The sequence below is a fragment of the Methanobrevibacter sp. genome (genome assembly GCF_045577275.1).
Lineage (GTDB): Archaea > Methanobacteriota > Methanobacteria > Methanobacteriales > Methanobacteriaceae > Methanobrevibacter.
The window spans coordinates 1-16,511 of the sequence record NZ_JAZNIB010000081.1; the positions used below are offsets into that span (position 1 = coordinate 1).

At 37.5% G+C, this 16,511-nt stretch carries 4 protein-coding genes and 1 pseudogene; all 5 read left to right on the forward strand.

All coding sequences use genetic code 11. From position 1 onward, the window contains the following. A partial coding sequence (locus ACKI67_RS02885) for an Ig-like domain repeat protein (protein WP_407461898.1) occupies positions 1 to 10,107 on the forward strand: 10,107 nt, incomplete at its 5' end. Between the two features lie 377 nt (positions 10,108 to 10,484). Beyond that, positions 10,485 to 12,980 carry a DEAD/DEAH box helicase gene (locus ACKI67_RS02890; RefSeq protein WP_407461899.1) on the forward strand — a complete coding sequence of 832 codons (2,496 nt, stop codon included), beginning with the start codon at positions 10,485 to 10,487 and terminating at the stop codon, positions 12,978 to 12,980. A gap of 262 nt (positions 12,981 to 13,242) precedes the next feature. After that, a complete protein-coding gene (locus ACKI67_RS02895; protein ID WP_407461900.1) occupies positions 13,243 to 15,120 on the forward strand; it encodes a hypothetical protein in 1,878 nt (625 codons plus the stop codon). Between the two features lie 208 nt (positions 15,121 to 15,328). Continuing rightward, positions 15,329 to 16,060, forward strand: coding sequence for a tRNA (adenine-N1)-methyltransferase (locus ACKI67_RS02900; protein ID WP_407461901.1), 732 nt, complete (start codon positions 15,329 to 15,331; stop codon positions 16,058 to 16,060). A 98-nt stretch (positions 16,061 to 16,158) separates the two neighbouring features. Next, positions 16,159 to 16,511: pseudogene (locus ACKI67_RS02905) on the forward strand (biotin synthase BioB); the annotation flags it as partial.

Here is a 16,511-nt window from a genome sequence, read left to right on the forward strand (position 1 = left end):
TGGGAAGGATTCAACATAATCAAAGACACTCAAGTTGGTCCATTTGTAGTCTCTTCCAACGGTCTTGCATATCAAACCTTAGAAGAAGCTCTTGCTGTAGCTACCGAAGAGGACACAATCACTGTAATCCAAGAAGGAGTCTACAAAGGCATTCAAAACACTGGACTTCTCATTGAAAAAAGTGTTACCATTGCTGCTGCAGGTAATTTGGCAGTAACCTTTGACTGTGAAGAGAACAATAACTTCATCACAGTAGCTGCAAACAAAGTCGTTAACTTAAAAGACATTAAGATAATCAACGGTAAAGCAACTAACGGTGGTGCCGTAAATGTTCTTAGCGGAGGTAAACTTTCTGTAAACAATGTCAACTTTGTAAATAACCTCGCTACCAAAACCGGTGGTGCAATCAATGCTGAAGATGGATCTTACGTAGTCATAATGAGATCTAATTTCACTTCAAACACCGCAAATGGTGAAAATACATTCCCATCTGGTGGTGCTGTTTGCATAGGAGATGCATTTGCTGCTATAACCTCCTCTGTATTTACAGATAACCAAGGTGGAAATTCCGCTGGTGCTGTATATATTGGTGCAGACAATTTCTTAATCAATGATTGTACATTTGTTGGAAACAAAGCTAACGGCGGTAGTGCTGGTGCTTTATGGGTTCACGGTTGGACAGGTAAAGTTGAAGGCTGTACATTTGACTCAAACGAAGCAAGAGACTTCGGTGGAGCTATCGAATGGAGAGTCAAAGAAGGTACTTTAGTTGATTCCACATTCAAAGACAACAAGGCTGCACAAGGTGGAGCTATCCACTGGTCTGGCATAGACGGTAAAATTGAAGGCACAAATGTATTCACTGGTAATGAAGCTACCCAAAACGGTGGAGCAATCTTCTGGGAAGGAACTTCCGGTACTGTAAAAGGTGCTAATTTCACTTCCAATAAAGCTGGAGCTGCTGCACACGGTAATGCCATTTACTGGGCTGGTGCTTCAGGTACTGTAGAAGATTCCATTTTCGATTCCAACACTGGTGGAGCAGGTGCAATCATCTGGTTAGGTGAAGGAGGAAACATTAAAGGTTCATACTTCGCTAACAATGGTGTTAACCCTGATGTATTTAACATCTATAAATTAGCAGATGACTTAAACATTGAAGCAAACACCTTTGAAATTTCCACTGCTACCATAAAAGCAGATAAAGATGAATACACCTATGGTGACAGTGCAATCATTACTGGTAACTTCATTTGGGGTGTAAACAACAATCCAATTGGACTTATTGTTGATTCTACCAGAGGTTCAACTGATATTGACTTCACAGTAGAAAACTTCGTAAATGGTCCATTCACTTATGAACTTACAAACTTATTGCCTGGTGAATACACCGTAGCAATAGTTGACTTCACTGAAACAGCTAAGAACAATAAATTCATTATTGCAGCTACTGCTTTAGACGATTTCATTGTAAACAAAGCTAAAGCTGATGTAACTGTAACTGCTGATACTGTAACCTACCCAACACAAGCTACTGTTGTTGTAAATGCTAATGTTCCTGGAACTTACACAATCAGAGTAGGAAACAAAGACTATGAAATCGAAGTAGGTGAAGAAGGTACTGCAAGCAAAGTAATTGATCTTTTAGAACCTGGTACCTATGACATTGACTTAAGTGCTGATTTAGGTCCTAATTACGAACCTATCTCACAAATTCCAGCAGGAAGCTTAACTGTTCTTGCTCAAGAAGGTCCATTTGTAGTATCCTCCAACGGATTAGGATACGCTACCTTAGCAGAAGCTCTTGCTGTTGCTCAAGCTACTGGCGATACCATTACTGTTGTAGAAGCTGGAACTTACACTGGTGCAGGAAACATTGGCGTATTAGTCAACAAAGATGTTACCATTAAAGCTGGAGAAGGTTTAAAAGTTGTCTTTGATGCTGCTAAAGCTGACACTAACATTTTAACCATTGCTAATGGTAATGATGTGAAATTAGAAGGTTTAGCATTTACTGGTGTAGAAAATACTAATACTAAATTTGGTGCTGTTGTAAACCATGGTACCTTAACTGTAACCGATTGTGAATTCTATGACAACACTGTCAAGGTCAATGGCGGTGCTGGTAACAATGGTGCTGCTGCAATATTCAGTGCAACTGACGCTACTGGTTTAACAATTACCGGTTCTACATTCAAGAACAACGTTGCAACTCCAACCAACCCAACTGATCACATCAACACTGGTGGTATTGGTGCTGTTGCTTCATGGGCTACTAGTGGTACTGTTAAAATCATTGATTCAGTATTTGAAAACAACGAAGCTCGTTTCGGTGGTGCTGTTGAAATAGAAAACTTAAACCAAATAGCTCCTGCAATTGTTGGATGTAATTTCACAGACAACATCGCTTATGTCGGTGCTGGTATCAACTTCAATGACGGATGTATAGTAGAAAACATAGCAAACTGTACCTTCACTGGAAATACCATTAAAGGACCTCAAGGTGCTCCTACTACTGGATCCATGGGTGCAGCTATCTGTGCTGGTTCATGGACTGATGATTCCGTATTGATGCTTGACGGTTGTAAGTTCATTGAAAATAAAGGTGATGCTAGTGACGGTTCCTCTGGAGGAGCTATCCGTTTAGCTAATAAGGCTTCAGGTATTATTATCAATTCAGAATTTATTGGTAATGAAGCTCGTATTGGTTCTGCAATCAGTATTGGAACCATTAACAATGATAATGCATACTTAATTGTTGACAATTGTAATTTCACTGATAACAATGCTTTTATGTATGGTGCTGTAAGTATTGATAGTGAAGCTATCACAACTACCATCACTCGTTCAACCTTCAGTGGAAACACAGCTCCTGATGACCGTAATATTTTCAATATGGGAACTCTTGAAGGAATTGAAAGAAACACTTTCGACATTAACGATACAACCATTGAAGTAAACAACATTCCTTATGGTGAAGATGAAGTAATCAACGGTACTTTCGATGCTGGTGTAAGCTATGACTTAACCGGTTCCACTGTATCCTTAACAATCAACGGTGCAGAAGTAACCGCTACTGTAACTGACGGCAACAAGTTCACTACAACTATCACTAAACCTGATGTAGGTACTTACCCTGTTGTATTCAACAATGTTACCGATTCAGATAAAAACGTATACTTGCCAGTAAACCCTGTAGAAACTTCTTACACTGTATACAAAGCTGTTCCTATCGTAGAAGTCAATGACACAACTGCTGAATGGGGAGTACCTGTAACCATTCCGGTTAAAGTGACTGATGAAAACGGAAATCCTATCACAGGATCTGTAATCGTAACTGTCGATTGGACTGTTGACGGTGTAACTCAAGTTGTTGAATTGGATGAAAACGGTTATGGTGAAGCTACATTCGTAATCACTGGAGCTTTAGGTGATGCAACCATCACTGCAAACTACACAGGAAATGACAATTACGAATCTGTAAAAGGCACTGCAACCTTAATCATTAACGACACTACTGAAATGGATATCACTGTCACTGCTAACGAAGTAGACTATGGTCAAGATACCATTATCACTGTCACTGCTGTTAACGCTAGAGACGTAGCAGTCACCCTTGCAAAAGTCAATGTAACCATTGATGACGGTGAAGCTCAAGAGCTTGAAGTCGGTGCAGATGGTACTATCAACCTTGGCAGTTTAGCTGCTGGTGAACACAATATTGTAGTAACTGCAAATGATGGCATCCACAAGGAAGCTACCAACAGCACTGTTGCTGTAGTCAACCCTATTGCAGCTGAAGTTAATGCAAGTGCTGCTAACTATGCATTTGATGAAACAGGTAAACTCATTGTAAATGTAACTGATTTAGCTGGCAATCCATTATCTGGTGTTGTTGCTGTTGAAATCGATGATGAGCTTTACGCTCCTGAAGTTGAAATAACCGGCGGCAGAGTAGAAATTGACTTAACTGGATTTGAAATCGGTGAACACTCTGTACATGTTGTATTTACCAACCCTAACTACAGAGTTGTTGATGCTGTAACTCACTTCAACGTAACTAAGAAGACTCCAACAATTAGTGTTGAAGCTGATGATGACTTAATGCCTGGCGATCCTGCATTTGTTACTGTAACTGTTAAAGATGGTAACAAAGGAATTAACGGTACTGCAATCGTTACTGTTGATGGTACTAACTATGCTGTAGAAATCATTGATGGTGAAGGTCAAGTAATTATCACTGATTTAGTAGCTGATGAATACACTATTGCAGCTAAATTCTTAGAAAATGACAATTACACTGAAGCTGTTTACACTGGTGATGCTGTAATCGACTTCATGATGCATTATGCAAGTTATGATTTGATTGTTGAAAACATTACCTATGGTGAAGGCTTTGTTGTCACCATTAAGAATGTGAAAGACGTTGATGGTAACTTATTAGATGGAACTGTCTCTGGTCAAATTGTTGATGCAAACGGTCAAGGTAAAGGTTTAGGAATAATCACCATCACTAATGGTGAAGGATCTAGAACTTACACTGGATTGAATGTTGGCAACTACTCTGTAACTACTTACTTCGATGGTATGGATGACGATTATGTCATGTATTATGGAGATAAGAATGCAAGTGCTACTGTTTCTAAAGCTCAATCTGACATTGCTGTAACTTATGAAAACGGCAACTTCACAATTACCCTTGATGGTGTAAACGGTGAAAAATTAAATGAAACCGTAACTGTTGCTATTGACGGCACTCCAGTAGATATTGCTGCTAGAACCGATAATGGTACTTTCTCCTTTATCGACAATGGCATAGCTCCTGGTGACCATACTGTTGTTGTAAGTTTCGAAGGCAATAGAAATTACTTAGGTGATTTCGCTAACTTAGGATTCAATGTACCTAAAGAAATTCCTGTCATTAGTGTTACTGGTGCTACCGTAGATTATGGCCAACCTGCTACTGTCAAATTCACAGTATCTGATCCAGACGGTCTCCCAGTTACTACAGGTAGTGTAATCGTAACTGTTGACTGGCTTGTTGACGGTGAAACTCAAGTTGTAGAACTTGTAGAAGGTTCTGGAGAAGCTACCTTTGCACTCGCTGGTGTTGCTCCTGGTACTGTTAACATAACCGTAACCTACATTGAAAACGATAAATATGCTTCAGCTGTTAACGATACTGAGAAAATTACCATTAAAGACTCTACTGACTTAAGCTTAGAAGCAACTTCTAACGAAGTCACTTACGGTGGAGACACTATCCTCAATGTTGTAGCTACTGACGGTAAAGGCGCACAAATCGAATTAAGCAAAGTAAACATAACAATTGATGGTGTAACAACTGAGTATCCTGTTGATGAAGACGGAAACGTAAACATTGGCAAATTACCTGCTGGTGACACTGAAATCACTGTTTCAATCGATGACGAAGTATATGGTCATGTAGAAACTAAGGTTAACGCAACCGTAAGCCCAGCTGTTCCAGATTTAACTGTAACTCCTGGTGTAGGAAACATTACCATCGACGTCAAAGACGGAGAAACACCTATCAGCGGTACTGCTACTGTTGTAATCGATGGTGACAGCGAACACCCAATCACTGTTCAAATTGATGAAACAGGTCATGCTGTAGTTCCTATCGATGCTGCTCCTGGCAATCATGCTGTTGAAGTAATCTTCACCAATGATAATTACACTGAAGCACGTCAAACTGTTGCTGTAACTGTTCCTAAAGCAATTCCTGTCGTAGAAGTCAACGATACTACTACTGAATGGGGAGTACCTGTAACAATTCCAGTTAAAGTGACTGATGAAAACGGTGACCCTCTCACAGGAACTGTAATCGTAACTGTCGATTGGACTGTTGATGGTGAAACTCAAGTTGTTGAATTGGATGAAAACGGTTATGGAGAAGCTACATTTGTAGTCAATGGAGCTTTAGGTGATGCAACAATCACTGCAAACTACACAGGCAATGACAATTACGAATCTGTAAAAGAAACTGCATCCTTAACCATTACTGAATCTACTGTATTGAACTTAGAAGTAACTGCTAATGAAGTTACTTACGGTGAAGACACTATCCTCACTGTTACTGCTACCAATGGTAGAGGTGTCGTTGTACCTCTCGTTAGAGTAAATCTAACCATTGATGGCGTAACTGAGATGTATCCTGTAATAGATGGTCAAGTAACTGTTGGTAAATTGCCTGCTGGTGTAACTGAAATCAATGTTTCAATTAGTGGTGGAGTATATCAAGACGCTGAAGCTGCAGTAAATGCTACTGTAAACCCAGCTGTTCCTGATCTTGTCTTAACTCCTGGTGAAGGAAACATTACAATTGATGTATTTGATGGAGATTATCCTATTTCAGGTAATGCAACCGTTATAGTTGATGGAGACACTGAACATCCTATTGAAGTGACTATTGATGAAACCGGTCATGCTGTAGTTCCTATCGATGCAGCTCCTGGTGCTCATACCGTTGAAGTAACATTCGCTAAAGAGAACTATGAAAATGTTACTAAAGTTGCTACTGTAACTGTTCCTAAAGTAACTCCTATCGTTTACGTAAATGGTACTGAAGTTGAATACGGAACTCCTGCTACTATCAACATTACTGTAACTGATGAAGAAGGAAACCCTATCAATGGTACTGTAATCGTAGTTGCAAGCTGGGAAGTTGGCGGTGAAACTCAAGTTGTAGAACTTGTAGACGGTAAAGGTGAAGCTACATTCACTCTTGCTGGATTAGATCAAGGTGAAACTGCTGATGTTAACGCTACTTTCGTCGCAACCGATAAATATGCTTCAGCATTTAATGACACTGAAAAGATTAAGATCACTCCTTCCAGTGAATTGAAATTAGAAGTAACCGCTGACGATGTTACTGTTGGTGAAGACACTGTCCTTACCATCACTGCTACTGATGGTGCTGGTGCTGCAGTTGATCTTGCTAAAGTAAATGTAACAATCAATGGTGAAACCAAAGAATATCCTGTAGTAGACGGTAAAGTAAACATTGGTCAATTGCCTGTAGGAACTACTGAAATCACTGTTTCATATGATGATGAGTTCTATGAACCTGCTCAAGATACTGTAGAGGCTACTGTCAACAAACTTGCTGCAGATGTAGAAGTAAGTGCTGGTAACGGTACTGTTGACATTACAGCTAAGGACAATAAGACTGGTGAACCTATAAGCGGTACCGCAACTATTGTGGTTGATGGTGGAGAACCTATAGAAGTTCCTATTGGTGAAGACGGCACAATCGAATATCCTATTGAAGCTGCTCCTGGTCCTCACACTGTTGAAGTGACCTTCACTAATGATGACTACGAACCTGTAACTAAGACAGTAACTGTAGTTGTTCCTAAATACGAAGCAACCTTAAGCATTGCTAATACCACTGCTCCAGTATATGGTCAAGATGTAACTATTGCTCCTACATTAGCTCCTGCTGATGCTACTGGAACCATTACATACTATGTAGATGGCGCTACTACTGGAACCCAATTGCCTAAAGGTGAAAACTTCGTTGTATCCGGTTTAACTGCTGGTGAACACACCATTAAAGCTAAATACAGTGGAGATGAAAATTACAGTGAAGCTGAATCCAACGTTCTTACACTTAATGTTGAAAAAGCTCAATTAGTATTCACTATTGAAGATGTAATTGCATACTACCCTAACGCTGGTACTGTAAATGTTGTTGCAAACAATGATGGCGAATATACAATCAATGTAAACAATAAACCTTACACTGTAACAGTTGAAAATGGTAAAGGAACTGTCACTGATGTTGAATTAGGTTTAGAAGTAGGTGAATATGACATTACTTGGAGCATTCCAGACAGTGACAATTACATTGGTACTGAAGGAAGTGCAAAATATACTGTAGTTCCTGCTGCTCCTGAATTCAGCATTACAGGAAGCCCTGAAATCAATTACGGTCAAACCAACACTATTGTTCCAACATTAACTGAAGGCGCTACCGGAACCATTACTTACACTATTGATGGTACTGAATTCAGTGTAACAAAACCTGTTGGTGAAGAAGTAGTTATTGAAGGACTCGATGCTGGTGATTACACTGTAACTGCTACCTATTCCGGTGATGACAATTATGGTACTGTAAAAGCTTACTTCAACTTCAAAGTCTTACCTATTGATGTGGTTGTAAGCGTTGCAAGCGATGAAGTATACTATCCTAACACTGGATCTATCAACTTGACCGCTTCTGCTCCTGGTACTTACACTGTATTGGTTGGAAACAAAACTTACACTGCAGTGGTAACTGAAGCTGGCGTTCCTGTCGTTGTTGAAGTAGAACAGTTAGAAGTGGGCAAATACGAAATCAATGTAACTGCTGATGCATCTACCAACTACAATAAGGTAGAAACTGGTGCAATCGGAACATATGTTGTTTCCAAAGCTCAATCAGCTATTGAAGTTACCTATGACCCTGCTACAGGCAAGGCTACTGTAACCCTTGAAGGTAAGGAAGACCATGTCAAATTAAGTGAATCCATTTCATTCGAACTTGACGGTCAACCAATATCAGGTGTAAAAACCGTAGATGGTGTCTATGTCTCTGAAGACTTAGCTTTAGCTCCTGGTAAACACAGTATCTTTGTAGTATTCGTTGGTAATGAAAACTACTTAGGTTCATACGACCAAGTTGCATTCGAAGTCGACAAGTTCAGCACTGCTGAAGTGACTGTATCTGCTGATCCTATCAAGGAAGGAGAAGATGCAATCATCAAGATCACTGTCAAAGATGGTGATAAAGGATTAAGCGGTGTTGTAACTGTGACCCTTGATGGTACTGACTACGCTGTAGATGTTACTGATGGTGAAGGAACACTTACCGTCAAAAACTTAGTTGCAACCGAAACTCCTACTACTGAATATCCTATTACCGCTAAATTCAACGGTAATGATGAATATGCAGAAGCTACCGGCGAAGGTTCCATATTTGTAACCGACTACAACGATGTGATCATTGTAATTTCCGGAGGAGATGAAACTGCTCAAGCAACTTTAATTGACAGTGACCTCAACCCAATCAACGGTAAAGTAAATGTTACTGTTGATGGTGGCGCGCCTCAAGAATTGAATGTTGTTGATGGTAAAGTAATCATTCCTGTTGATGATGAAGGTGACCACGACATTACTGTAGACTACCTTGGTGACGATACCCACAAACCTGCAACTGAATCAGCTACCGTATTCGTCGGTAAGAAATTAATCCCAACCAATATGGTATTGACTGTTTCAGACATTACATACACTGAAAACGAAGAAGTGGTTGTAGTCTTAACTGCTGAAGACGGCACTCAAATGAGTGGTACAGTAAAACTTACCATTGGAGACGTTGTAAAAGAAATCACTGTAACTAATGGTCAAGGAAAAACCACAATCAGCGGATTAAATGCAGGTACCAAGACAGCTATAGCTGAGTTTGTAAGTGATGGCACATATGCTGGTACTGTTGTCACATCTACATTCAATGTAAGACAAATGAAAACCAGAATCATTGCTAGAAACATGACTACTACAGCTATCAATGTAACTGAAGATGGAAGAATAGGTCAATACTTCACTTGGACCTTAGTGGATGAAAAAGGCAGACCTTTAGAAGGAAAAGCTATGTCCATTGGTTTCAACGCGAACGTATATAATAGGGTAACCAATGCTAGCGGTCAAGCTAGATTGCAAATCAACCTCCAAAACTCTGGACCTTACACATTTGCAATCACTTTCTTAGGAGACGACAACTACGAAGGATCCTTTGAAGTGGTCAAGATTGATGTCAATAAGCAAAAAGCTCAATTGACTGCAAGCGGTGCAACCTATAAGGCAAGTGCTAAGACCAAGACTTTAAGCGCAACCTATAAGACCAAAGCAGGTAAAGCTATTGTAGGAAAAACAGTCAAATTCACTGTTAACGGCAAAACATACTCTGCTAAGACTGACTCTAAAGGTGTTGCTAAAGTCAATGTAAGCTTAACCAAAGCTGGATCTTACACTGTCAAGATCACAGCACCTGCTACAAACACCTATGCTGAAGTCAATAAAACTGTTACCTTGAAACTCACTTAGGTAGAAAACACAAAACACAAAATTTAGTAAATAATGAAAATTGATAGTTTTTAACTATTGATTTTCTACTTTTATTTTTTTCATACTTTTACAAATTTAACAAAGCTCTTTTTTTAGAATCTATTTTTTAGAATCTTTTTTTAAAATCAGTTTTTTTATTAGTTTCAATACTATTTTTCAAAATGAGATTAATATTATAATTAGGTTATAAATTATGAATAATATTAATATTATAATTAAATTGTAATTTACGAAATGAAATCAATATTCTAATCAAACTAAAAATAACGAAATAAAATCAATATTATAAGCAAATAATACTTTTCACAGGCTCTGTCTATAAATATTTAAATAAGATTTATTTCATATATTACTTTATGGTTACTTATATTGAACATCCTTTAATTAGGCCGAATTCAGCTGAAGCAAGAATATATCAGCAGGTATTGGCAGCAGACGTATTGAAAAACGGAAACACCATGATTGTAGCTCCAACTGCTTTAGGTAAGACAATCATAGCAATACTTGTAGCTGCAGATAGGCTTCAAAAGTTAAAAGGTTCAAAAATTCTTATTTTAGCTCCAAGCAAACCATTAACCATACAGCACGAAGAGAACTTCAAGCACTTCTTAAATGTTCCTTGCACATCCATTACAGGAGCTGTAAAGACAGATGAAAGGGAAAAGAGATGGAAAGAGTCACAGGTTATTTGTGCAACACCACAAACCGTTGAATCTGATTTATTGAATGAAAGATACAGTTTGGATGATGTATCCTTGGTTGTTTTTGACGAATGTCACCACGCCGTAGGCTCATATTCATATGTCTATCTTGCTTCAAGATATGTAAAGGAATGTCAAAACCATCTTATTTTAGGCCTTACCGCTTCTCCTGGTCACGACAAGAACAAGATCAAGGAAGTTTGTGAAAACCTTTTCATTCAAGACATTACAATCAAGACTGAAGAAGACCCTGATGTAAAGCCATATTTCAACCCAATCAACATCGATTGGATTAAGGTTGAAATGGGTCCAAGGCTTGAGAAAATCAGAGATTTGGTCAATAAAGCCTTGAAGGTTAGATTGAAAGGATTGAAGGATTTGGGAATTATCAATACAGTTTCTGTAAACAAAAGGGATATTCTCAAGGCAAGGTCTAAGGTTCAAAGGAAAATCGGACAGTCTGTAAATCCTCCTAAGGAATGTTTCCAGGCAATATCCATTCTATCTGCTGTAATCAACTTGCAGCATGCTTTAGGATTGTTGGAAAGTCAAGGAGTTGCTCCATTCAATGATTATGTAGGTAGACTCAGAAAGAAAACAACTCGTGCTGCTAAAAACATTTTGCTTGATCCTAATTTCTCAAAGGCAGTTTATCTTGCAAAGGAGGCTGAAGAATACGGTCTTGAGCATCCAAAGATGAAAAAGCTTATAGAACTTCTTAAGTTAGAGCTTGGTATGGATGGCCAGACAAGATTGAAATCCTTAAGAGATGATGGTGAAGACAAGGACAGCCCAAAGATCATAGTATTCACACAATTCAGAGACACCTTGGACATGATTCACGAAAGATGTGAAAAAGAGGGAATCAAGAGCGTAAGGTTCTATGGCCAAGGAACAAGTGACGGCAAGAAAGGATTGACCCAAAAAGAGCAGAAAAACATTATAAAATCCTTCAAGACAGGAAACTATGATGTTTTAATCTCAACAAGTGTTGCTGAAGAGGGTATTGACATCCCTGCAGTTGATTTGGTAATCCTATACGAACCGGTTCCATCTGAAATCCGTATGATTCAAAGAAGAGGAAGGACTGGACGTAAATCTTCAGGTAGAATGAAGGTATTGATAACCAAAAAGACAATTGATGAAGGATATTACTGGACCAGTGTAAGAAGGGAGTCCAGAATGAAATCACAGCTTGCAACACAAGAGGCAATTGAAGAGCTTAAGCTCAATGCAGCTGAAAAGATTGAGGCAGAACGTACAGTTAAGGTTCTTGGAAAGAGAGAACCATCAATTGTAGAGGAACCAGTCGACAGCGATATGGATGATTCTCTTGAGGAAGAAACCAACGATGAAGACATTGAGGAAATCAATCTTGAGAATGAAAATGAAATCAAGCTGGAAGAAATCAAGGAAAAAGAAAAGCAATCCTTAGAAGATTCCATTTATGAAGAGCTTGCTAAGAATCCTCAAAATCAGGAACTTGTTGTTTATGTTGATTCAAGGGAAGGAAACTCCAAAGTCATCAGAGCATTGGACACCATTGGCGTTAAAGTCAAGGTAAATACTATGGCTGTTGCAGATTATCAGGTCAGCGAAGAGGTAGCTATTGAAAGAAAAACAGCAAAGGACTTTGTTGATTCAATAGTGGATAAGAGACTCTTCAAGCAGGCAAGAATGATGATGGAAGAGTTCAAGAAACCAATCATGATTCTTGAAGGGGATGATTTCTACTCAGGATTCATCAATCCAAATGCAATAAGAGGTGCAATGACTTCAATTGCACTTGATTATGGAATAAGCATCATTCCAACAAGAACTGCTGAAGACACTGCTGCAATGATCAAGAGAATTGCAACAAGGGAACAGAAAGGAGAAAAACGCAGCATTCAAATAAGAACAGAAAGAAAACCTCAAAACCTTTGGGAACAGCAATTGTTCATAATCGAATCATTGCCAGGGATAGGTCCTGTTCATGCTAAAAGGATGATGGAACACTTCGGAACAGTCAGAGCTGTTTTAGAAGCTGATGAGAAAAAACTTCAGGAAGTCGAAGGAATCGGTAAGAAAACAGCCAAGAACATTCGTGAAGTCATTGATGGCAAATATCTCTACTTCAAAAGGGATACTGACCAAAAGAAACTTAAATAATTTTTATTTTTTTATCTTTTTCTTTTAAATAATTTTTATTTTACTTTTTTTAATTTTTAACATTTTTTTACTTCTTTTAGAAATGATTTTTAATACGTGGCGTGATTTAAATTTTTTTACTTATTTTAGAAATGATTTTTAATACGTGGCATTGATTTAAATTACTTTTTATTTAACCCTTCCCCATATTTTATTAAATATTATAAAATTTTAAATACTATCTAACATAGATAATTCATTATAAGCTTGAGGGGTTTTAAAATTGAAATTTTGTGAAACAATCATTGTTGGCTTGCTATTGCTAACAATCATAATAGGAGGAGTTAGTGCAACAGAAGATATATCTGTTGCAGATGAGGATACTTCCATAGTTCTTTCAGATGCAAATGTTGATTCTTCAATTAGTCTTGAAGAGGAAAATGCGGATTCTTCTCAAATTGCTGAAGAGGAAAATCCTATTGAATCTGAAGAAACAAATCTAGAGGATTTGAAAGAGGATGGAAGTTCAGATAGAGAAATTATTAATGTAACTCATGGTGAAGAGATAGTTCTCAATCAAAACGATTGCATTGGCATTGACATTTCACCAGATGCCAACGGTACCCTAAAAGTCTGGATGGATGATGAAAAGCTATTTGATGAATTTGTCAGCTATGCCAGATATCACGATCCATATGGGGAAGATGATGTTCCATACTATGTCCCTGTGTATCTTGGATACTTAACTACCAATTCAAGTTCAGCAATTCATACATTGCATTATGAATTTGACAGCAATATGGGTAAGATAACAGGAACCAGCACTTTTAAATTATTGTATCTTCTTGAAATTGGGGTAAATGACTATCCTCAATTTGCCATAAGGGATCAACGTTATGGGGAAACTGTGACAATTCATGTACGTGTTCCATACCGTGCTACCGGATATATTGACTTAATTCTTGACAATCAACCTCAAAGATGTGCCATTGATGATGGGTATGTGGAAATACCTTTCAATTCCTTAAGCATAGGCACCCATACGGTTACTGTAGCTTATGGAGACAACAAGCTTTTCTATGAGCTTTCCAACACCACTACATTCAATGTAAAACCGATGATAGAATTCAATTCTAGGGATGACCTATATCCAAATGGCTTCCTTGTCGATTTGATATTGCCTGCTGATGCAAGTGGAAAATTGGTTGTATTTAATTATTATACCGATGAAGAGTATGGATTTGTTGATTTGAAAAATGGTATCGCAGTGCTCAACTTATCCTGTGTGCCATTTGGAGAACCTGTCTTGTCTGCAAAATATGTAGGCAGTGATTATGAAGTTGAGGATTCATATAGACAAATTTATACCCTTAAGCCATTAGTCAAGATTCCTTATGATGAAAAGTATGGTACAAATAAATCCATCACATTCCAAGTGCCTTCTCAAGCAAATGGTGAATTATCAGTCTCTTTAGATGGAAAACCAATTACTGTAAGCTTGGTTGATGGTAAGGCAAGCATTAAGATGTCAAATTTCTCCATTGGCGAACATAAAATATTATTTGACTACAATGATGATTACTATGGCCATTTTGCAGAGGAATACTCATTTGATATTTTGCCTCACCCTGTAAGATTGGTGGCTAAGGACATCAACATGTCATACTATGATGGAACTTATTTCAAAGTAACTGTTTATGGAAAAGATGGCAAAATCGCTAAAGGAGTCAATGTAACCTTTTATGTAAACGGCAAGAAGTATAAAACCGTCAAGACTGACAGCAAGGGAATAGCTCAATTCAAGATAGTGCAAGTTCCAAAAACCTATACTGTTGCAGCTAAATCCTTAGGAAAAACAGTTACAAAGAAAGTGATTGTAAAAAGAATCTTGGTCTTGAAGGCAGTGAAAATTAAGAAATCTGCCAAAAAGCTTGTATTGACAGCATCCTTGAAGAAGGTCAAAGGAAAATATCTTAAAAATAAATTGATCACCTTCAAGTTCAATGGCAAAACATATAAGGCTAAGACAAACAGTAAAGGAGTTGCAAAGGTTACCATTAAAAAAGCAGTTCTTAAAAAGCTTAAAGTGGGCAAAAAAGTCAAATATCAAGCTACTTATGTTAAAGACACTGTAAAAAAATCAGCAACTGTCAAAAGGTAAGCTGATACTTTTTTCTCACCTTCAATTTCTTTAATTCTTTTTTTACTTTTTTTTAAAATTATTAGTTTTCTTTTTTTAACTTTTCACTTTTTTTAAAAAAATTATTATATATAATAAAAGCTAAAAATAACTATTAGTTTCAAATTAATTTTTTATATTGATGCAATTACTTTTCAATTATTATAAATTTCATTTAGATGGTGATTATTTGAAGATTTTAATGGATGAAAGAGGAAAGAAATACCTAATCAAGGAAGACAGAGAGTTTCAGTCTGATTTAGGTATCATAAAAAAGGAGCAAATGGAAAGAGCTACTATTGGTGATACAATAATCACTCATTTAAATAAGGAGTTTAAGGTTATCAAGCCAACTGTAAATGATTTCATCGATTTAATGGATAGGCGTTGTTCCATTCTTATCCAAAAGGACATTGGTACAGTTCTTGCACGTACTGGATTAGGTTCAGGAGACAGAGTTGTGGATGCAGGTACTGGAGCTGGAGCTATTGCCTTGAACTTTGGAAATGTTGTTGGAGATAAAGGAAAGGTCTTCACATATGAAATCAGAGAAGACTTTGCAGAAGTGGCTAAGAAAAATATCGATGACTTTGGAATAAAGAACATCGTAGTCAAAAACCAAAACATCAAGGATGGAATCGATGAAGAGGAGATAGATCTGATTTTCCTAGACCTTCCAAAACCATTTGAAATATTCGAGGATGTCAAAAAGGCATTAAGACTTGGAGGATGGCTTGCTGTTTACGCTCCATACATTGACCAAGCTGAAATAGCATATAGGGTTGCTAAGAAACTTGGATTCAGAGATCTCACTATTCTTGAAACCCTTGAGAGAGAAATGGAAATAAGGCCTCAAGGAACCAGACCAAAAACAAGAATGGTTGGTCATAGCGGTTATTTGGTTTTTGCTAGAAAACTTTAACCAAACTTTTTATCAAGTTTTTTATTTTTTGTTAAGATTTAAATTTTTAAGAATAATGATAGTTATTTTTTATAACAATTGTAATGTTTTGTGGTATCATGTTTGATGTAAATGAGCTAAAAGATAAGGTATTGAATAATTACAAAGTCACTAAAGAAGATGCAATGAATTTGATTGATGTCCCTTTAGATGATTTGACAAATGCAGCAAATGAGATAAGAAAGTCATTTTGTGGAAATTCATTCGATGCATGTATGTTAATCAATGTAAAAAGTGGAAGATGCAGTGAAAACTGCAAGTTCTGTGCTCAATCAAATCATTATGATACTGATATAGAAGTCTATCCTCTCCTATCTAAAGATGAATTGAAGGAAAGATCTTTAGCTATTTACAATTCTGGATTCAAGAGAATATCCTATGTGGCTTCAGGCAGAAAAATCACTAAAAAGGA